Annotated in this window: 17 protein-coding genes; 10 read left to right on the forward strand and 7 right to left on the reverse strand. The window is 66.1% G+C overall.

From position 1 onward, the window contains the following. Positions 1-164: 164 nt before the first annotated feature. Positions 165-1,340, reverse strand: a complete 1,176-nt coding sequence (locus ACYQ8E_RS06620; protein ID WP_459860455.1) for an aminotransferase — start codon at positions 1,338-1,340, stop codon at positions 165-167. After that, positions 1,337-2,485: a M20/M25/M40 family metallo-hydrolase gene (locus ACYQ8E_RS06625; protein ID WP_066727750.1), complete on the reverse strand. Its 1,149-nt coding sequence runs from the start codon at positions 2,483-2,485 to the stop codon at positions 1,337-1,339. The genes ACYQ8E_RS06620 and ACYQ8E_RS06625 overlap by 4 nt, the downstream gene beginning before the upstream one ends. Positions 2,486-2,679: 194 nt before the next feature. Between ACYQ8E_RS06625 and ACYQ8E_RS06630 the strand changes: the two genes are divergently transcribed. Genes ACYQ8E_RS06630 through ACYQ8E_RS06645 form a run of 4 tightly spaced genes read left to right on the forward strand, consistent with a single transcriptional unit; the run spans position 2,680 to position 5,666 of the window. Beyond that, positions 2,680-3,987, forward strand: coding sequence for a M23 family metallopeptidase (locus ACYQ8E_RS06630; RefSeq protein WP_231875331.1), 1,308 nt, complete (start codon positions 2,680-2,682; stop codon positions 3,985-3,987). Between the two features lie 25 nt (positions 3,988-4,012). Then, the gene (locus ACYQ8E_RS06635) at positions 4,013-4,345 is read left to right on the forward strand and encodes a hypothetical protein (RefSeq protein ID WP_066727751.1); all 333 of its coding nucleotides are present in this window, start codon (positions 4,013-4,015) and stop codon (positions 4,343-4,345) included. After that, the gene (locus ACYQ8E_RS06640) at positions 4,342-5,088 is read left to right on the forward strand and encodes a C40 family peptidase (RefSeq protein ID WP_066727752.1); all 747 of its coding nucleotides are present in this window, start codon (positions 4,342-4,344) and stop codon (positions 5,086-5,088) included. Before ACYQ8E_RS06635 ends, ACYQ8E_RS06640 begins: the two co-directional genes overlap by 4 nt. After that, positions 5,085-5,666 (forward strand): acyl carrier protein phosphodiesterase, encoded by a 582-nt coding sequence (locus ACYQ8E_RS06645; RefSeq protein WP_066727753.1) that lies wholly within the window; start codon positions 5,085-5,087, stop codon positions 5,664-5,666. The genes ACYQ8E_RS06640 and ACYQ8E_RS06645 overlap by 4 nt, the downstream gene beginning before the upstream one ends. A gap of 60 nt (positions 5,667-5,726) precedes the next feature. Here the strand turns inward: ACYQ8E_RS06645 and ACYQ8E_RS06650 are convergent, their stop codons facing one another. The 4 genes from ACYQ8E_RS06650 to ACYQ8E_RS06665 all read right to left on the reverse strand — a co-directional run bounded on the left by ACYQ8E_RS06650 (position 5,727) and on the right by ACYQ8E_RS06665 (position 9,793). Continuing rightward, positions 5,727-6,566 (reverse strand): rhodanese-like domain-containing protein, encoded by an 840-nt coding sequence (locus ACYQ8E_RS06650; RefSeq protein ID WP_066727754.1) that lies wholly within the window; start codon positions 6,564-6,566, stop codon positions 5,727-5,729. Between the two features lie 56 nt (positions 6,567-6,622). Continuing rightward, positions 6,623-7,951, reverse strand: coding sequence for a radical SAM family protein (locus ACYQ8E_RS06655; RefSeq protein ID WP_066727755.1), 1,329 nt, complete (start codon positions 7,949-7,951; stop codon positions 6,623-6,625). 120 nt (positions 7,952-8,071) lie between these two features. Continuing rightward, entirely contained in the window at positions 8,072-8,485 is a 414-nt protein-coding gene (locus tag ACYQ8E_RS06660) for a bacteriohemerythrin (protein WP_066727756.1), read from the reverse strand. Positions 8,486-8,518: 33 nt separating this feature from the next. Beyond that, positions 8,519-9,793, reverse strand: coding sequence for an HD domain-containing phosphohydrolase (locus tag ACYQ8E_RS06665; RefSeq protein ID WP_066727757.1), 1,275 nt, complete (start codon positions 9,791-9,793; stop codon positions 8,519-8,521). A 296-nt stretch (positions 9,794-10,089) separates the two neighbouring features. Here ACYQ8E_RS06665 and ACYQ8E_RS06670 point away from each other — a divergent pair, with 296 nt between their 5' ends. After that, positions 10,090-11,832 carry a B12-binding domain-containing radical SAM protein gene (locus ACYQ8E_RS06670; protein WP_066727758.1) on the forward strand — a complete coding sequence of 581 codons (1,743 nt, stop codon included), beginning with the start codon at positions 10,090-10,092 and terminating at the stop codon, positions 11,830-11,832. Between the two features lie 100 nt (positions 11,833-11,932). Here ACYQ8E_RS06670 and ACYQ8E_RS06675 read toward each other — a convergent pair whose 3' ends face one another. After that, positions 11,933-13,636, reverse strand: a complete 1,704-nt coding sequence (locus ACYQ8E_RS06675) for a DUF6178 family protein (protein ID WP_066727759.1) — start codon at positions 13,634-13,636, stop codon at positions 11,933-11,935. A 225-nt stretch (positions 13,637-13,861) separates the two neighbouring features. Between ACYQ8E_RS06675 and ACYQ8E_RS06680 the strand changes: the two genes are divergently transcribed. The 5 genes from ACYQ8E_RS06680 to ACYQ8E_RS06700 all read left to right on the forward strand — a co-directional run bounded on the left by ACYQ8E_RS06680 (position 13,862) and on the right by ACYQ8E_RS06700 (position 19,039). Next, positions 13,862-14,611 (forward strand): outer membrane lipoprotein-sorting protein, encoded by a 750-nt coding sequence (locus tag ACYQ8E_RS06680; RefSeq protein WP_066727760.1) that lies wholly within the window; start codon positions 13,862-13,864, stop codon positions 14,609-14,611. Position 14,612: 1 nt separating this feature from the next. Further along, positions 14,613-15,836 carry an ABC transporter permease gene (locus tag ACYQ8E_RS06685; protein ID WP_066727761.1) on the forward strand — a complete coding sequence of 408 codons (1,224 nt, stop codon included), beginning with the start codon at positions 14,613-14,615 and terminating at the stop codon, positions 15,834-15,836. Positions 15,837-15,905: 69 nt separating this feature from the next. Further along, positions 15,906-17,138: an ABC transporter permease gene (locus ACYQ8E_RS06690; protein WP_066727762.1), complete on the forward strand. Its 1,233-nt coding sequence runs from the start codon at positions 15,906-15,908 to the stop codon at positions 17,136-17,138. A 15-nt stretch (positions 17,139-17,153) separates the two neighbouring features. After that, positions 17,154-17,843, forward strand: coding sequence for an ABC transporter ATP-binding protein (locus ACYQ8E_RS06695; RefSeq protein ID WP_066727763.1), 690 nt, complete (start codon positions 17,154-17,156; stop codon positions 17,841-17,843). Further along, positions 17,840-19,039 (forward strand): hypothetical protein, encoded by a 1,200-nt coding sequence (locus ACYQ8E_RS06700; protein WP_459860461.1) that lies wholly within the window; start codon positions 17,840-17,842, stop codon positions 19,037-19,039. Before ACYQ8E_RS06695 ends, ACYQ8E_RS06700 begins: the two co-directional genes overlap by 4 nt. Positions 19,040-19,076: the final 37 nt, after the last annotated feature.

Raw genomic sequence — 19,076 nt, forward strand, 5'->3', positions numbered from 1 at the left:
CACGGACCGCCAGCCAATTACCAGCGTAGGTTGGGTAGAGCAAAGCGAAACCCAACACAAGAATCGATGTCAGGTTTCATTGCATTCAACCCGGAAATCTCCGGTGGGGTGCCAACAGTGTTGGGTTTCATTCCATTCAACCCAACCTACGGTTCGTTCGGCGATCAGGCACCCAGCTCCCGAAAGCGCGCCACCGCCGCCGGCACCGCCGCTTCCGGCAGATTGCCGAAGGCGAGGCGCAGGTAAGGTTCGAGGCCGGGCCCGAAGACTTCGCCGGGGAGACAGCTGAGGTTGCCAAGATCGGCGAGGCGGCGGGCGGCGTGACGGCCGGAGAGGCGGTCCCAGGGGTGACGCACCCAGGCGAAGAAGCCGCCGCTGGCGACCAGCTCGAAAGGGTTGCCGGGACGCCGGAATTCCTTGCGGAAGAGGTCGTGGCGGCGCTGCACCATGGCGTTGTTCGCCACAACCCAGGCATCGAGATGATCGCAGCCGAAGCGCACCGCCTGCTGGGTGATGCGCGGCTGGCAGACCGCCATCGTGTCCTGCACCTTGAGGGCGTGGCGGATAAAGGGAGCCGAGGCGATCAGCGCGCCGGCCCGGTAACCGGTAAGGGCGAAGGTCTTGCCGAAGGAGGCGATCTGGACGAAATGGTCGCTCCAGGCCGGATCGCAAAAGAGTTCGTGGGGGCGGACGTTGCCGGGGAGGAAGGCGTTGTAGGTTTCGTCGAGGACCAGGGCGAGATTGCGGACCCGCGCCATGTCGAAAAGTCGCCGCAGCGTTTCCGGCGGGGTCACGGCGCCGGTCGGGTTACTCGGCGAGACCAGCAGGATCGCCCGGGTGCGGGGTGTGACCAGGGCGGCGATCGCCCGGGGATCGGGAAGGCCGCCGGACGCCTCTTCGAAGGGGGCGTAGACGCAGCGGATGCCGAGAGCCTGGAGCGCCATCGGGTGATCGAAGTAGGCCGGGAGTTGCACGATCACCTCGTCACCGGCCTGGCAGAGGACCGTCATGGCGAGCCAGAAGGCCTGGCTGGCGCCGATGGTCAGGCAGAGCTGGTCGGCCTGCGGTCCGCCGCCGTAGCGCCTCCCGTACCAGGCGCATACGGCCGCGCGCACCTCCTCAAGCCCCTCGTCGGGGGTGTAGCGGGAGGTCTGAGGATCATCGAGCAACGGCCTGAGATGGTCGACCAGTTCAGATGCAGGAGCATAGTCGGGGACCGCCTGGCAGAGATCGATCAGCGGGCGCTGCGCGGGAAAATTCCGTCCCACCAGCCAGCCGCGCACCTCGGAAATCGGCGGAAAATGGACCCCTTCGATCTGCGGCGAGACCTTGAATTTCATGGCTTAACCTTAGGTTCGGCGGCGAGGCGGATCGTCTCCACCAGCAGCTCCGTCACCCGCACCATATCGGCGACGCTGACCGCTTCCTGGACGGTGTGCACATCCCGCATGCCGGTCCCGACAATCACCGTCTCGATGCCGTGACCGTTGAAAATGTTGGCGTCCGAACCGCCTCCCTCGGCGCGGATCGCCAGGGTGCGGCCGAGGTTAGCGGCGGCCTGTTGCAGCAGCAGGAGAATCGGGGCGTCCAGCGGAACGTTGACCAGGGGATAATCATTGATTACCTCGACCTTGACCTGGGCCGCGACGGTCTGGCCGTCGATCTCCCGGACCTGGTCGCGGGCGGCGCGTTCGAAACAGTCGACCATGTGCGCGGTCTGGGTGGCCAGCTTGTCCGAATCGTGGCTGCGCGCCTCTCCTTCGATGATGACACTGCGGGCGACGATGTTGGTCGCCAGGCCGCCGGCAATGGTGCCGAGGTTCGCCGTGGTCTCGGCGTCGATACGCCCGAGGCGCATCCCGGCAATGGCCCGGCCGGCAACCTCGATGGCCGAGATTCCCCGCTCCGGAGCGATGCCGGCGTGGGCCTCGCGGCCGGTAATTTCGAAGCGCAGCTTGTTGGCGCAGGGGGCCCGGTGGATCACCACATCGACCCCGGAGGTGTCGAGGGCGAGTCCGCGCCGGGCGCGAATCAGTGAATAGTCGAGAAACTTGGCACCGACCAGGCCGATCTCCTCGCAGATCGTCACCACCACTTCGAGGGGCGGAACGGGAATCGCTCGGGCCTGCAGCACTTCGAGGGCCTCGATCAGTTCAGCGATACCGGCCTTGTCGTCCGCTCCGAGGACGGTCTCTCCGGCGCTGGTGAAGAGGCCATCCCGGAGCACCGGCTGAACCCCGGTACAGGGTTCGACCGTGTCCATGTGAACCGAGAGCATCAGCGGCTCACCCTGACCGGGAAAGCGGGCGATCAGGTTGCCGGTTTCGCCACCGACCTGGTGGCCGGCGCCATCGAAGAGGACCTCAGCGCCCAGAGCGGCAAATCTCCCGGCCAGATAGCGGGCCATCCCCCCCTCTTTGCGGGAAGGACTGGCAATTTCCGCCATGCGGGCGAATTCGGCAGCAAGGCGATTGGCATCGATCATGACAAGAGCTCCTTGGTGATAACCTGGGGGCTAAAAAGAGTGCCCCCATCTTTAGCCCATCCCCGGCGCCTTTTCAACAGAAATGGCCCGGAGGAACGGCCTGCTGCGGCTGGACAAAAGGCGGTCGCTCCTGTTAAGATGGCGCCACTTTCCGAGCCTTTTGTTACCGGCATTTCCGAACCTTGAGGAATTTCGTGGATTTCGACTTCAACCCGCCCCTCGGCAGCACCCCCCCGCCTCGCTCCGCCCGTCCCCGCCGTTCTCTGGTCGTGCTGCTGGCGGTGGTACTGGCGCTCGGTGCCGGGCTCCTGGTGCTGCGCCTGCTGGTGCCGCAGCTTGAGGCCCGTACCAACCCGGTCGAAATCAGCGCCCCGCCGCCGGAGGCCCAGGTTCACCGCAAGGTGGTCGAGGGAACGATCCAGCCCGGAGACACCATCACTGGCCTGCTCGGCGACTACTTCAACCCGCAACAGTTGCATGACCTGGCGACGACCAGCCGCAAGGTCTTCCCCTTGAGCGGAATCTGCGCCGGCCAGCCCTTCAAGCTCTGCCTGCAGGATAACGCGGTCGAGCGGTTCGAATACGACATCGACCGTGACCAGCAGCTGATTATCCGTCCCAGCGAAAGCGGATTCGATGTCGCCCGGGTGCTGATCGCCTATACGGTGCGGACCGACCTGGTGCGCGGCACCATCTCCACCAGCCTCTTCGAGGCGGTCACCGAGAGTGGCGAAAATGCCGAGCTCGCCATCGCCCTCGCCGATATTTTTGCCTGGGATATCGACTTCATCCGCGATATCCGGGTCGGCGACGCCTTTCAGGCGATTGTCGAAAAACGCTTCCGCGACGGTCAGCCGGCCGGCTATGGTCGGATCCTCGCCGCCCAGTTCATCAACCAGGGGGACCACTACGACGCCTTCCTGTATCAGGATGGGGACCGGACGCCGGCCTACTTTGACGCCGACGGCAACAGCCTGCGCAAGGCTTTTTTGCGGGCGCCCCTCGCCTTCAGCCGCATCTCTTCGGGGTTTTCCATGCGGCGCTTCCACCCGATCACCAAGACCTGGAAATCCCATCCGGCCATCGATTACGCGGCGCCGACCGGCACGCCGATCATGGCGATCGGCGACGGCAGCATCGTCAAGATCGGCCGCACCAAGTACAACGGCAACTACATCAAGTTGCGGCACACCAATGGCATCGAGAGCCTCTACCTGCACATGAGCCGCTTTGCCAAGGGGATGAAACAGGGGAAACGGGTGGCCCAGGGGCAGGTCATCGGCTTTGTCGGTGCGACCGGCCTCGCCACCGGACCGCATCTCTGCTTCCGCATGTACAAAAATGGGGCACCCCTCAACCCGTCCAAGCTCAAGAGTGCCTCGGCGTCACCGGTCTCCAAGGCCAACCTTCCGGCCTTCAAGGCCCGGGCCGGCGAGCTCCTCGCCGCCCTCGAAGGTCGCCAGAACCTGGCCGCCGCAACGACAGCAACGGCTACCCGCTAACCAACCCGTTATCCGGAGAGCAGTCATGCCTCGATTCGCTCCGTCCTGCGCCCTTTTCCTGCTCCTCACCTTCCTCCCGGCCTGTAGCGGTCCGGCAAGTGCCGGCACCGCGCGGCCGCAGCCAGCAGCTTCGGCCAACCACGTTGAATTTTCCGGCCAAGTCGTCCTCAAGCAGCTCGAAGGCGGCTTCTGCGGTCTCGTCGCCGCAGACGGACAACGCTACGACCCGGTCAATTTGCCGGTCGAGTTCTGCCAGGATGGCCTTGCCGTACAGGTCAGCGGCGAACGGATCGAGGGTGGCGTCAGTTTCCGCATGTGGGGCAAACAGCTGCGCATCGACCACATCGAACGTCGATGAGCCGCACCACCACCCTCTCCTTCTGCTTCTGCCTGCTCAGTCTGCTCGTTCCCGGCTTTGCCCCGGCGGCGCCATCGGCAACCGACCCGGCCGTGGTCAAGGTGCGCAAAGGGGATACCCTCTTCGCCATCGCCCACCGCAACGGCCTCTCGGTCAAGGACCTGAAACATCTCAACCGATTGGGCTCCGACCTGATTCACCCCGGCCAGCGGCTGCGCCTCGCTTTGCCCCGGGAGCAGCCGGCCGGGGCGGAAAAGACCGCGTGCGGCGGGGAAGACCCGCTGGCGGACGCGGCCTGCGACTACCTCGCCATCCCGTACCGCTTGGGCGGCAACGACCTTAGCGGTATCGATTGTTCGGCCCTGGTGCAACGATTCTTCCGCCCGCTGGGGATCGAACTGCCACGTACCGCCCGCGAGCAATTCCGTCTCGGCCATCCCGTCGACCCGAAAGACCTGGCCAGCGGGGATCTCCTCTTCTTCCATACTTATGCTCCCTACGCTTCCCATGTCGGCATCTACCTGGGAGAGGGGCACATGCTGCATGCTTCTTCGCGCAGCCACCGCGTCGTCATCTCGGCCATTGCGAACAGCTATTTCCGCCAGCGGCTGCTCGGCGCCAGACGCCTCCTGGACCCTATCGAATTGCAGGAGCAGCTCCAGCTGACCACCCTTGACCTGCCGCAGGAAGAAGCGGCCAGCGACCCGCTGGCGACCCTCCCCGGCACCCTCCCCGCCCGATGAACTACCTCGTGCATCTCTACCTCTCCGACCCCGAGCCCCTCTGCCGGCTCGGCAACCTGACCGGTGATTTTGTCAAGGGCGTACTCAGGGATGGCTGGCCGCCGCTGCTGCTGCGCGGCCTGCGCCAGCATCGCCAGGTCGATGTCTTTGCCCAGGGGAACCGTGCTTTTCAGCGCAGCCGGGAACGCCTCGACCCGGCCTTCGGACTTTGCCGGGGGATCCTCGTCGATCTCTTTTACGACCACTTCCTCGCCCGCCACTGGCACCGCCACGCCGAGATTCCCCTCGGCGATTTTGCCGAGGCGGTCTACCGCGACATCGAAACCTACCTGCCCCTGCTGCCGCCCGGATTCCAGGCGGTGGCGCCGCGGATGATCGCCCACGACTGGCTCACCTCCTACTGCCAGCAGGAGAATGTCGGCCGCGCCCTTGAGCGCCTCGGCCAGCGCCTGCGCCGCCCCCGCGACCTCGCCGCCGGGCTGCACGAGCTGCAGCGCCATCGCGCCGGGCTCGCTGCCGATTGTGATGAATTCCTCGGCGCCGCCCGCGACTTTCTGCGCCGTCATCCGCTCCTATAAAGGAGCGGGGTGGCCGTTTCCGACCACCCCGCTCCTTTCCTTTCAGACTGTCGCGCCATTTCAGAGAAGGCGTTCAAGACCTGCCGCCAGCTGTTTCAGATGGCGGCGTTCCTCGTCGGCCAACAGCTCGAAGACCCGCTGCGAGTTCTCATCCGGCAGCCGGCGCTGGAGATAGAGGTAACGGTCGAGGGCGCTCGTCTCCACCGCCATCGCCAGTTCCAGAATCGCCCGCGCCGGCTGCTGCCGGGCCCAGGCGATCGCCTCTGCGACCTCCATCCCCCCTTCCATGTAGTCGTCAGCAGCGCCTGCGCCGAGTTCGCAGGCCGGGAAATCATCGGGAGCGAGAGCGCCGCGGAGCGCTTCGTAGACCCCCCGCAACATCTTTTTGTGCCCCTCCTCGGCGTTCACCAGCTCGCCGAAGAGGGTGCCCAGTTCCGGGGTCTCCGCCTGTTCGGCGGCGGCGGCGTAAAATCGGCGCGTCCCCTCCTCAAGGCACCAGGCCAGGGCCGCATGTTCGGTTGGCCGGGTGTAACGCTGGAAGCGCTCGAGTTCGACCGCCGGATGGCCCGCCGCCAGCTCCCCCTCCCAGGCGTGCAGTCCCCCGGCCAGATGATGAACGTCGTGGTAGCCGGCACGGGCGAGTGCCGCGGCGGCGGCGTGGCTGCGCATCCCGCTCTGACAGTAGACGATCACCGGCCCGACGCCGTCGAGTTCCGGCAACCGGTCGAGCAGCACATCGAGGGGAAGGTTGATCGCTCCCGGCAGGTGCCCGGGGGCAAACTCCCGGGGTTGACGCACATCGAGGAGGGTATAGCTGTCGGGGTGATGGCTGGTCAGAAAGTCGCGCACCTGGTCCGCCGACCAGGCCGATACCTGCGGGGCAAGGTCCAGAAAACCCATCGTCAGACTCCCTCCCGAATTACAAAAACAGGCCAAGGGTCATGCTGCCGGCAGCTTCAGGCGGGTAGCGGCCAATCACTCTGGTAGCCGGCCGGAAAGAAATTTTCGCGCGTGCGGTTGAAGTAGCCGTACTGGATTTCCGGGAAGTTGCCCTTGACCCGAGCCAGCATCGTTGCCATCCCCATCCCTTCCCCGGCCACGCCCAGCGCATCCCGGTAGAGAACCGGATCGATAGCGAGATTGCGCATCTGGATCAGGTCGACTTCGCCACGGGCAAGAACCTCTTCCAGCGCCGCCACCTCCGCCGCGCTGTCGGTCACCCCCGGGAAAACCAGGTAATTGAGCATGGTGAAGATTCCGGCCTGGCGCGCCCGCCGCAACGACTCCAGGACATCGGCAAAGCGGTAGCCGCGCGGCCGGTAGTAGGCGTTATAAAGCTCTTCCTGGACCGAGTTGAGGGAGATGCGGATCGAATCGATACCGGCCGCCGCCAGCTCTTCGACGGCGTCGGGGAGGGAGGCGTTGGAGTTGAAATTGATGGTGCCGCGGGTGGTCGCCCTGCGCATCGCCCGCACCGCCGCGGCGATGGTGTCGGCCTGCAGGATCGGATCTCCCTCGCACCCCTGGCCGAAAGAGACGATGGCGTTCTCGGCCTGTTCGAGGTGCGGCACTGCCACCTGGCAGAGCTCCGCGACCGTCGGCACGAAAGTGAGGCGTTCCTGGCTCGACGGGCAGCACTCCGACTCCTGCAGCGAGATGCAACCCAAGCAGCGGGAATTGCAGACCGGCGAGGTCGGCAGCGGCGCCTCCCAGCGCCGATAGAAGAGGTTCTTGGCGGCGAAGCAGTGATAATCGAGGGCACAGCGGGAGAGCTGCTCGAAGAGGCGGTTGTCGGGAAATTCCTTGAGGATGCGGCGCACCACCGGGTCGATGTCGCGATCGTCGAAGTGGTCGGGACGCCACTGGTCGTTGCGATCGACGCGCACCGCTGCGCAATAGAAACGCTCTTCCTCGACACACCAGCCAACGGCGGTGTAGGACCACAAGGGGAGAGTCAACCCCTTGCGGCGCCAGTCGGCGGCAGGAAGCAGGGTACGGGTGAAGGCGGGGGTGAGAAAGGCCGACACCGCCTGCACCTTGCCGCCACCCCAGCTGCGCGGCAGTTCACTGACAGTCTGCAGCTTGTTGCTGCGACGATCGAAGCCGATCGGCGGGGTGCCGGGGATGGTAAAGAGCCGGCTCCCCTGCGGCAGCGGAATCAGCTCCTCGGAGCGGGGCCGGCGAGCAACGAGGCCACTCATGCCGGCCAGCAGCAGGTCGGGATGTTCGAAGACTTCGCCCCGCTCGTCGGCGACGACGGCGAGGATGGTCTTTTCAACTGCCATCGGCTGCACGTTCGGTAAGGGGATCGGGACCGCCGGAGACCGCCCACCGCGGGCGCCCGCAGGGTGAGACTACCACAGCCGGGGGCGGGGAGACAATCATCGATCCTGGGGGGACCGCCCTCAGCCGGCGGTGCGGCCGGCGTTCAGGTGCCGGGCGAAGGCGCGGTCCATTTTGCGGATGTGGCCGACCAGCCACTCCATCAGGGTAGTGTTGGTCTTGACCAGCAGTCCGAGGGAGGCCCCTTCGCTGCGGAACTGGTCCGCCAGCGCCTCGGTGGTGGCGATGAAGTTATCGTGCTGGGCCCGGTGTGCCGGGTAGTCCGGAAAGTTGCTGCGCTGCTGCATCAGTTCCTCCTCGTGAAAATGGCTGCGGATGTAGTCGTCGAGGAAGGTCAGGGTACGGAGCACCTCCTCCCGCCCCTGCCCCTGGTTGCAGGCGGCGAGGAGATTGTTGAAGCGGCGGAAGAGTTCCCGGTGCTGGTCGTCGATGTCGTCTACCCCGGTGAGGAGAGAGTCGTCCCAGTTGATGGCCATGTGATGTTCCTTTCTTGTCGTTCCCCTGGCGGGTCAGGCCACCTTGGCCAGCCCTTCCAGCATGGTTTGGTAGAGATCGCGCGAGGCGGACTGGGCGGTCAGCCGCGCGGCGTTGACCTCGGTGAAGTTCTGCTCCAGCAGTGCCACCAGGGCCCCGTCGAGAGCCTCGCTGGCCGCCATCTCGCGCAGGAGATGGAGGATCTCCTCCCCCGCCAGCCCCGCCCGGTAGGGGCGGTCCTCGGCGAGGGCAGTGAAGACGTCGGCCACCGCCATGATCCGCGACCCGAGGGGGAGGTCGTGGCGGTCGACATGGAAGGGGTACCCCTGCCCCGCCGGGCACTCGTGGTGAAAGGAGCTCCAGACATTGATTATGGCGAAGTCAGGAATCCGCTCCAGGGTCCGGTAGGTGTAGAAGGGGTGGCAGCGCACGATGTTGCGCTCGCTGGCGGAGAGGGGTCCCGGCTTCTCGAGGATTTCCGTCGGCACCCCGAGCTTGCCCAGGTCATGCAGAAAGCCGGCGATCTGGATCAGCTGGCATTCCCGCCAGCTCCAGCCGCAGAGCCGGGCCAGGGTTTCGGCGCAGGCGGCGACGCCGCTGGAGTGGGTGGCGGTGAAGGGGCTGCGAAAGTCGATCACCCGGGCGAAGACCCGGGTCAGGTCGCGCAGGCCGTCGAGGTTGAGCAGGAACCCCTCCATGCCGACCCGCCGTTGCAGGCGGGAACGGAGCAGCGGCGAGACGATGTCGAGCCAGAAGTAGTCCTTTGCCGCCAGGCGCCGGAAGGCGGCCACCGCCTCGGGGTGGAAGACGCCGCCGTTCTGCGCCTCGATCTCCCGGCGGATTCCCGCCGCCTGACCGAGGGCGTCCGGGCCGCTGCGGGTCAGGACTGCCACCCGGTCGGCGAGGTGGAGAATCTGCGACTTGACCACCAGGTCGTTGGCGCCCCGCCCCTGCACTTCCCCCCAGCGCTCGTGGTGACCGCGGATGATTTCGGCTACGGCACCGAAGGGGGCGAAGTCCCGCAGCAGCAGGTAGCCGACCTCGGCATGGCGCTGGGCCGACTCGGTCTCGAAGCTCAGCAGCCGGAGGCGCTCCTGCAGGGAAAGGGCGCCGATGTCGTGCAACTTGCCCGCCACCAGCAGTTCGGTGCTCGCCTCCTCCCCCAGCCCCATCTCCCGGGCGATGGCGCAGGCGATGTAGGCTACCCGTTTGTGGTGATCGACCAGCTCCGGGTTGATCAGGTCGATGACGTCCGAAAGGCAGGCGATGAGATCGGCAAGGGGAATCCGGATTTCCTGGCGACTGAGCATGAAAGCACTCCTCAAAAGTAACGATGCGGTTCCGTTCCCCCGGTCGGCGCCGGTGAGCTTTTTCTCATAGATAACCGGCTTTGTCAACTATTAATTGATGAAACTTCGCTACTTAAAGGGAATGAACTACCCCGCAGCAAGCTACGGGGTATCAACAGCCTACACCCTTAGTAAAAATCGCGCAGCAAGCTGCGGGGAATTGAACCCAACTTTTGATTAAAATGGTGCGCCGCCGTCCGGCCAGGGCCGCCGCTTTCTCCTTGGCAGGGCGCTCTTCCTTCGGTATTCTTCCCCCTATGCGCGTCCTTCTCGCCACCCTGCACAGCAAGTTTATCCACCCCAGCCTCGCCCTCCCCTGCCTGGCCGCCTACTGCCGCGACCTGCCGGTCGAACTGGCGATTCGGGAGTTCACCCTCCACGAGCCGAAGGAGAGTGTCCTCGCCGCCCTGCTCGCCGAGGAGCCGGAGGTGGTCGCCTTTTCGGTCTACCTCTGGAACCGCGGCGCAACCCTGGAACTGGTCGACGCCCTGGCGGTCGCCCGGCCGGGACTGCGGATCGTCCTCGGCGGCCCGGAGGTCTCCTTCGATGGCGCCGACCTCTTCCACCGGCACCCGGGACTGACCGCCCTGGTGCGCGGCGAGGGGGAGCTGCCGCTGCACGGCCTGCTGGCCGCCTGGAGTGCCGGGCGGGAACCGCAAGGGGTGGCGCGGCTCTGCTGGCGCCGCGCCGAGGAGGTGGTCGAAGGACCGGACGGGCCGCCGCTGGCCCACCTCGATGCCCTCCCTTCCCCCTTCACCCTCGGCCTGGCCGATCTCTACCGCGGCTTTGTCTACTACGAAAGCAGCCGCGGCTGTCCTTACGACTGTTCCTTCTGCATGAGCGCCCTCGATGCCACGGTCCGTTCCTTCTCGATGGAGCGGATTCACAGCGACCTCGGCTGGCTCCTGGCACAACGGGTAGCGAAGATCAAGCTGGTCGACCGCACCTTCAACTACGATACGGCCCGAGCCCGGGAAATTTTCCGCTTTATCCTGGAAAACAACCGCGGCAGCCACCTCCATTTCGAGATCGGCGCCCATCTCCTCGACGCGGCGACCCTGGAGCTCCTCGAACAGGTCCCCGCCGACACCTTCCAGTTCGAGATCGGCGTGCAGTCGACGCTGCCGGCCACCCTCGCCGCCATCGGCCGACGCGCTCCCCTCGAAGCGCTCTTCGCCAATGTGCGCCGGCTGCGCCAGCGGACCGCGGTCCAGCTTCACCTCGACCTGATCGCCGGTCTGCCGGGCGAGGGGTTCGACGCCTTCGTCGCCTCCGTCGACCGCGTCGCGACGCTGGCCCCACACCATCTCCAGATCGAGCCGGTCAAGCTCCTCCCCGGTTCCCCCCTGCGCCGCGAGGCGTCAGCCCGCGGCATCCGCTTCGACCCCAACCCGCCCTACACCGTGCTGGCGACGCCGGACCTCGATTTCACCGAACTGGAGCGCTTGCGCGGGCTGAGCCGGCTCTTCGACCTGATTGTCAACAGCGGACGCTTCCCCGGCTTTACGGCCGGCCTCACGGCGGCGACCGGCTCCCTGGCCGGCGGCCTGCTGCAAGTCGAAGCCGACTGGCGTCGCCGCGGGCTCTTTCGCCACCCGCTCTCCCAGCGTGCGCTGTTCGAAGCCCTCGCCGAATTTGTCCATGCCACCTTCGACGGGGAGCGCCGGCAGGAGATACTGGAACTCCTCGCCCGCGACTTTGCCCGCTGCGAACGGGTGGTGCCGGGAAAGGCCCCGGCCTTTTTCGACATCGATTTGACTGCGGAGGAAGAGGATAGGGTCCGGGAGGCGGTGCGGCGCGAGACCGGAGAGATCCGCGGGCAGGGGGTCAAACTGCAGCATTTTGCCGCCGTCTTTCACCAGCTCCCGGTGGGGACCGGGCGCCAGCTGCGGCTCTTTCTCTACCTGACCCGCAGCGGCGCCGGGCTGGAAGTGCGGGAACTGCTTCTGGAGTCTGGCGCGCCGGTCAAGGAGTGTTCCGCCGGCTCGGATCGGGATTGAAGTGGTTGCGGGGAACCACCGTCGCTCCCCCCTCCCCAGAGCAAGGTTACCGGCAAGAGCATGACACTATTTTCCTCCCCCTGCCCCCACCACTCGCGGCTCAAGCAATCCTGACAATCAGCCCGCCGATAAAACGGGGATCGAGATCGTCGGCATCCAGGGCACAGAACTCCTCCTCCCAACGATCAAGGGCGGCATTGGCAAATGCGCCGCCCCCCACTTCCAGGCTGTCCAGCCAGGCGACCGTTTCGCGGCGCAGGCCGGCTGCCAGCTTGCCACTGTGACTGACCCCGGCATGAAGTTCGCCGAGGCGACCCGCGGCGACCGGTTCGGGCAGAAACGCGCCGCCGAGCAGACGGTTGGCGAGAGCGGTGAGAAAGAAAGTCGAAAGGGTAAGCGCCTCGGCCCCAGACGGCTGGCAGCCGTCCAGGTCAAGATCGGCGGGGTTGGGGAGCCTGAAGTCGAAATGTTTTTCGAAGAGCCGCACCTGCACCTCCAGCCAGCCGAGCCACTCCTCGGCCCGGCGCAGATCCCGCAGGGTGGCAAAGGGGCGCACCCCGCCGCTGGTGGCATCCTCGATCCCGGTAAAAAAGAGCGGTAGCCGGCGGTCGAGAGCGGCAAGCAGGGCCCGGAAAGCCGGGTCGTAGTAGGGGGCCAGTTTCTTGCCGGCGAGGGCGGCGGCCCGCCGCCGCAGCTCCTGGGTCAGGGTGAAGCCAACCCGGAAGAGATGTTCGACATAGTGCCCGTTGAGGAGTTCCCGGCCGCGCAGCGCATCCTCCCCGGCCAGCTCCTCGAGGGCGAGGTTGAGATAGCGGTAAACGCTTTCCGCGGCCCCCTGCACCTGCTGTGGCTCACCGACATCGACCCGTTCGGCCATCATCAGCTTGTTGATCAGGTAGACCAGTTCCCGGGCGGTCGCCTCACTGATACCGGCGGCGAGCACCTCGGCGAGCAGGTCCAGCGGGCGCGCCGCGGCGAGGAAGAATCCCGGCGAGGGGACCCGGCCGCGTCCGGTGGCAAAGGGAGTCTTCACCTTTTCCGGAGCTTCCAGCTGGTCCACGGTCAGCAGCGCGTAGATGCGCTGTGCCGTCTGCGGGTCGGGGAAACCGCAGTCCTCGAGACGACCGCAATGGAGCTGGTAGGCATCCTCCTCTAACTGCGCCTCCTGCTCCCAGCGCACCGCCTCGATCAGGCCGCGAAAGAAATCCTGGTCGCCGCGATAGAGCACGCCGAGGAGCTGGGCCAGGGGCTTCGATTTCTCGCTGTCGAAATAATCGAGCTGGTAGCCGCCATCGCGGGCCTGGGCCTCGACACGTTCATCATCACCGACGAAATCCCCGGGACCGGCGATCACATTCAGGTGCTTTTTCAGCATCAGTACCAGCATCTCGAAGTCGAGTTCGCGCACTGTCTGCAGCACCTTGTCCTCGCCACAGTCGAGGAGCGCCTGCAGCCACTTGAAGACCGCGTCCCCTTCGAGCTGATCCTGGTCCCAGCAGTCGAGATCGAACAGCAGGTTGTACTGCTCGCTGCTGATCATCGGCAGCAGCTCGGCGACGTCCTCGAAACCCTGTTCGCGGATCAGCAGGTAAAGCTCCTGAGGCGCCAGCTGCGGCACCAGGGTTTCGATATCCGCCGCCTCGAGCAGTAGCCGGTATTTCTCCCCCCCCTGGGCGCAGCTGATCAGTTCGAGGCGTTCCTCGGCACTCAGGAGGTTGAATTCCCTGGGGGTGATGCTGCGCGCCTGGCGCAACAGGGTGAGGTGGCCGCTCCGTTTTTCGGCGGGGAGTTCAATGCGGGTCACGATGGGATATCTCCTCGGTTTGGCAATGGAGGGCCAATGTAAAGCAGGCTCAGGCGAGGGTCAAGCGCTATCGACCCCGGGAAGCGGCCGCAAGCATGCCAAACCGCCCGCGGCTCTTTACAGTATACTCTCCGCTCCCCACTCGACACGATCTGGCCAAGCAGGGAGGGGACGGTTATACTGGGAGCATGCGGCGTGCTGCCGCCCCCAATCCCGGGAGTTTCCATGTCCACACCACCATTCCGGTTTGCATTTCTCGTCCTGCTCTCCCTCCTGCTCGCCTTCCCCGCACTGGCGCGGGCGCTCGACCTGCAGCAGCTGATCCACGATGTCGAACAGCAGTACATGGGGGTCTCTTCCCATTCGCGGATGGAGATGCAAGTAGCGACCGCACACTGGCAGCGCAACCTGACCATGGAGGCCTGGTCCCTGGGGCGCGAGCACTTCCTGGTCCGCATCCTCGAACCGGCCAGGGAGCGCGGCGTCGCCACCCTCAAGGTGCGCCGCGAGGTCTGGAACTACCTCCCCAAGGTCGACCGGGTGATCAAGATCCCGCCGTCGATGATGGGGGGCGCCTGGATGGGGAGCCACATCACCAACGACGACCTCGTCAAAGCGAATCACGTCGACCAGGACTATACCTTCACCCTCCTCGAAGAGACTCCGGAACTCTGGCGCATCGAAGGAACCCCCCGCCCTGACGCTGCGGTGGTCTGGGGCAGGATCGTCTACACGGTTCGCAAGGCCCCCCGGGTCCCGGTGCAGGTCACCTATTTCGACGAGGCGTTGCAACCGGTCCGCACCATCACCTTCAGCGACGTGGAAAAGGTCGGGAACCGCACCCTGCCGCTGACGATGACGGTGCAGCCCCTCGACAAACCGGAGGAACAGACCGTCCTCCATTATGACAGCATCGAATTCGACCTGCCGCTGGGGGAGGACTACTTCTCGCTGCGCAATCTCAAGGCGCGCTGAGATGCTACTGCGTCTCGCCCTGCGCAACATCTGGCGCAACCGGCGCCGCTCTCTCCTCACCCTCTCGGCGATGGTCGTCTCCGCGTCGCTGCTGATCCTCGCGCTCGGCGTCTTCTCCGGCATGCTCGCCGACATCCTCGCCTCGGCCACCGAGCAGTATCAGGGACACCTGGTCATCGCCCGCAGCGGCTACCAGGATGACCATGACCTCTTCGCCAACTTCAGCCCGACGGACCAGACCCTCGAATCCCTGCGCGCCGATCCCGCGGTCCTCGGCGCCACGCCGCGCCTGCGCGGCTTCGGACTGGTCTCCCATCGCCAGGCGACCTACCCGGCCGAACTGCTCGGCATCGAAGCGGCGGCCGAGCGCCAGGTGACGACCCTCGCCGGGCGGCTGAGCAGCGGGCGCTATCTCGACAGCGGGGAGAAGGACGGCGCCCTGATCGGCACCGGCCTGGCGGCCCGGCTCGGGGTCAAGCCGGGGGACGAGCTGGTCTTTGTCACCCAGGCCGCAGACGGCTCCATCGGCAACGACCTGTTACGGGTCAAGGGGATCTTCGCCACCGGCGACAGCAGCCACGACAACGGCCTGGTCCTGGTCAACCTTGGCTGGCTGCAGCGGCTCATGGTCCTGCCCGGCAAGGTCCACGAGATCGCGGTGCGCCTCGCCGACCCGATGGCCGCCGCCAGCGTCGCCGCCCGTATCAACCGGTGGCTGCCGGCCGACCTGAGCGCCGTCGGCTGGGAAACGCTGCTGCCGGAGATGAAAGAAGTAATCGCCAGCTTCGATGTCTCGCGGATGATCATCGTTATCATCCTCTACCTCGCGACCGGCCTCGGCATCCTCAATACCTTTTTCATGTCGGTGCTGGAGCGGACCCGCGAGTTCGGGGTGCTGATGGCGATCGGCATGCGGCCCTGGAAAATCCGCGCCCTGGTCCTGATCGAGACCCTGGTGATGGGCGTTTTTGCCCTCGTCGCCGGGGTCAGCCTCGGCCTGCTGATGAGTCTCTACATGGCCCGTTACGGTATCGACCTCTCCGCCACCATGACGCCGATCACCTACGCCGGCGGCACCCTGCCGCCGCGCCTGCATGCCGTCATCGTCGCCAGCAATGTCCTCCTCCCGGCCTGGCTGCTGCTGGTCGTCTGCCTCCTCGCCGGCTTCCTCCCCGCCAATCGCGCGGCGAAGCTGAAGGTGGTCGAGGCGCTTCGGGAAGACTGATAGGAAGTTTTGCGTTCTGAGTTCCGGGCACCTCGTCGCTCGTCGCTCGTCACCTGACCCTGGGAAGCCATGGATTTGTTACAGCTGGCCTGGAAAAATCTCTGGCGCAACCCGCGCCGGACCCTGATCACCCTGGCGGCGCTGAGCTTCAGCCTGATGCTGGTGCAGGCCTTCCACAACCTCTCCTTTGGGGTTTATGCCGGCATGATCGACAGCGGGGTGCGGGCCGGTTCGGGACATATCGCGATCTACCGCGGCAATTACGCCGCCAGCCGCAACGAAAAGCTCTCATTCCCGGCGGCGCAACTCCCAACCACGACGGCGGCGCTGCCGGCGGTCCTGCAGGCGCTGCCGCGGGTCTATCTGCCGGGTCTGGCCCAGTCGAGCCGCGAGAGCCGCGGCATCCTTTTGACCGGGGTCGATCCGGAGTTGGAGATGGCGATCAACCCCTTCCTGCGCCACCTCGGCAACGAGGAGATGCTGCGCGCCGACAACAGCCGCGATGCCCTGGTCGGGGAACGGCTGCTACACGAACTCAAGCTGCAGCCGGGGAACAAATTCGTCATCACAGTGCAGAATCGCGACGGCGAGCTGGCGAGCGAACTTTTTCGCGTCCGCGGCGTGGTCCAGAGCGGCATCCGTGAGGTCGATCGCTCCCTGGTCATGGTCGACCGGCGCCGCGCCGCGGCCATGGCCGGCATCCCCGGCGAGATTCACGAGCTCGCCCTGGTCCTGCGCGGGACCGGGGACGAGGCGGCGACCCTGCCACAGGTGGCCGCCCTGGTCGCCGACCGCCCGGAACTGCGCGCCCTCGGCTGGCAGGAGGCGATGCCGAACCTCTCCAACGCCATCCGCCTCGATTACGCGAGCCAGAAGTTTATCTTCGTGGTGATCCTGCTCATCGTCACCATCGGCGTCGTCAACACCCTGCTGATGTCGGTGCTGGAACGGATCCGCGAGTTCGGTGTGATCCTCGCCGTCGGCGCTACCCCGGGACGGCTGCGGCGGATGATCCTCGCCGAAGCGTTGATCCTCGGCCTGGCTGCCCTGCTGCTCGGCAGCCTCCTCGGCAGCCTCGCCACCTGGTACCTGGTGACGGTCGGCATCGACCTGCGCACCTTCCTGCCGGAAAACCTCGAATTCGGCGGGGTCGTTTTTGACCCGATCCTGCGCGCCACCTGGGACATCGCCTGGATGGTGCGCATCGCCCTTTACGTTCTCGCCCTGGCGCTCCTCGCTTCCCTCTACCCGGCGGTCAAGGCGGCCCGCATTCGCCCGGTCGAGGCGATGCGGCATTTTTAAAGGTGGACCCTGCCCATGCCCCTGATCGAACTGAACGACCTGACCCGCATCTACCCTGTCGGCAACCGCACGGTGACCGCCCTGGCCGGGCTGACCCTGACGATCGCGGCGGGGGAGTTCACCGTCCTCGCCGGCCCCTCGGGGAGCGGCAAGACCACGGCCCTCAACCTGATCGGCGCCCTCGATGCGCCAACCCGCGGTTCGGTCACTATCGCCGGGCGCAATCTCGGCGGGGAGAGTCCGAAGGCGCTCGCCGAGTTCCGTCTCCACCAGGTCGGTTTCATCTTCCAGTCCTACAACCTGATCCCGGTCTTGACGGCGGCGGAGAACGCCGAATTCACCCTGATGCTGCAAGGTGTGCCAAAACGGGAACGGCGCCGGAAGGTAAGCGCCCTCTTCGCCGAGCTCGGCATCGCGGGGCTTGAAGAGCGCCGCCCCGGCGACCTCTCCGGCGGCCAGCAGCAACGGGTCGCAGTGGCGCGGGCGATCATCTCGCAGCCGGCCGTGGTCCTCGCCGACGAACCGACCGCCAACCTCGACTCCCACACCAGCGAAGAGCTGCTGCGGCTGATGCGTAACCTCAACACCGAGCACGGCACCACCTTCATCTTCAGCTCCCATGATCCCCAGGTGATTGCCCTGGCACGGCGCGTGGTGCGCCTGCGCGACGGCCAACTGGAGAGTGATTCGGTGGGGGCGAGATGAAAAGAACGGGCTGGCTGCTTTTCCTTATTATCCTCCTCTCCGCCCCGCTTCCCGCTATCGCCGAACTTCGCCCGGGGGGCTCACTGAAGAGTCTCAACCTCTACCTTGAGGCTCCGCCGGGGGGAGATAACGGCTACGGCGCCCTCAGCAGCAACCGCCTGCGCCTGGAGCTGACAGGTCCCTGGCGCCACGGCCTCGATGTCGAATTCGCCCTCGACAACCAGTTATTGTTCAGCGACCCGCCCGGCTACCTCCCCCTCCCGGTGGCCGGCGTCAATCGCCGTCTCGATCTCGACCGGAGCTGGAACGACGGCGGCCGCTGGGCCGATCGGCTGCAGGTCGACCGCGCCAATCTCGCCGGCAGCCACGCCGGATTCAACTGGCGGCTGGGACGCCAGGCCCTCGGCTTCGGCCGCATCGCCCTGGTCTCCCCCCTCGATGTCATCGCCCCTTTTCCCCCCGACGCCATCGATACCGATGTCCGCCCCGGGGTCGATGCCGTGAACCTGGTCCGCTATTTCGGCCTCGGCGGCCAGATCGGGACCACCGTCGTCTTTGGCGACAGCAGTCGTCACAACAGCTACCTGCTCACCCTGACGGAGAATCGGGGCGGCGTCGACCTGCTCGCTATCGTTGGCAGCCTGCGTCACCGCTCCCTGCTCGGTCTCGGCCTCGCCGGCAGTCTCGGCCCCCTCGGACTGAAGGGGGAAGTGGCCGGCTACCAGGGAACGTCGTCAGGGGAGCCCGGCGGCGATCCCGCCCGCCACTTCGCCATCGCGGCGGTCGAGACCTGGTATCGCTTTGACGTCGGCCTGGTGCTGCTCGCCGAATACCTCTACAACGGGCCCGGTAGCAGCGAGCCGGCCGCCTACCCGACGGTCTGGGCCGGCGCCCCGTTCCGGGAGGGCCTGAGCTTTCTCGCCGGCCGCCACTACCTGCTGCTCGGCCCCTCCTGGGAAGTCCACCCCCTGCTGCGGCTCGACGGGCTGGTGATCGCCAATCTTGACGACGGTTCCTGCCTGCTGCGCCCGCTGGCTGAAATCTCCCTCAGCGACGCCGCCACCCTGCAACTCTTCTGGAATTTCAGCCGCGGGCCCGCCCCCCGTTCCACCGCCCCCCCCTTCCCGGCCACCCCGCGCAGCGAATTCGGCACTACCGGCGCCAGCGGCGGCCTCTTCCTGCAATACTTCTTCTAAAAAAAAAAGAGCCCCGCATCAGGCAGGGCTCGGATCG

Source organism: Desulfuromonas carbonis, from assembly GCF_054658035.1.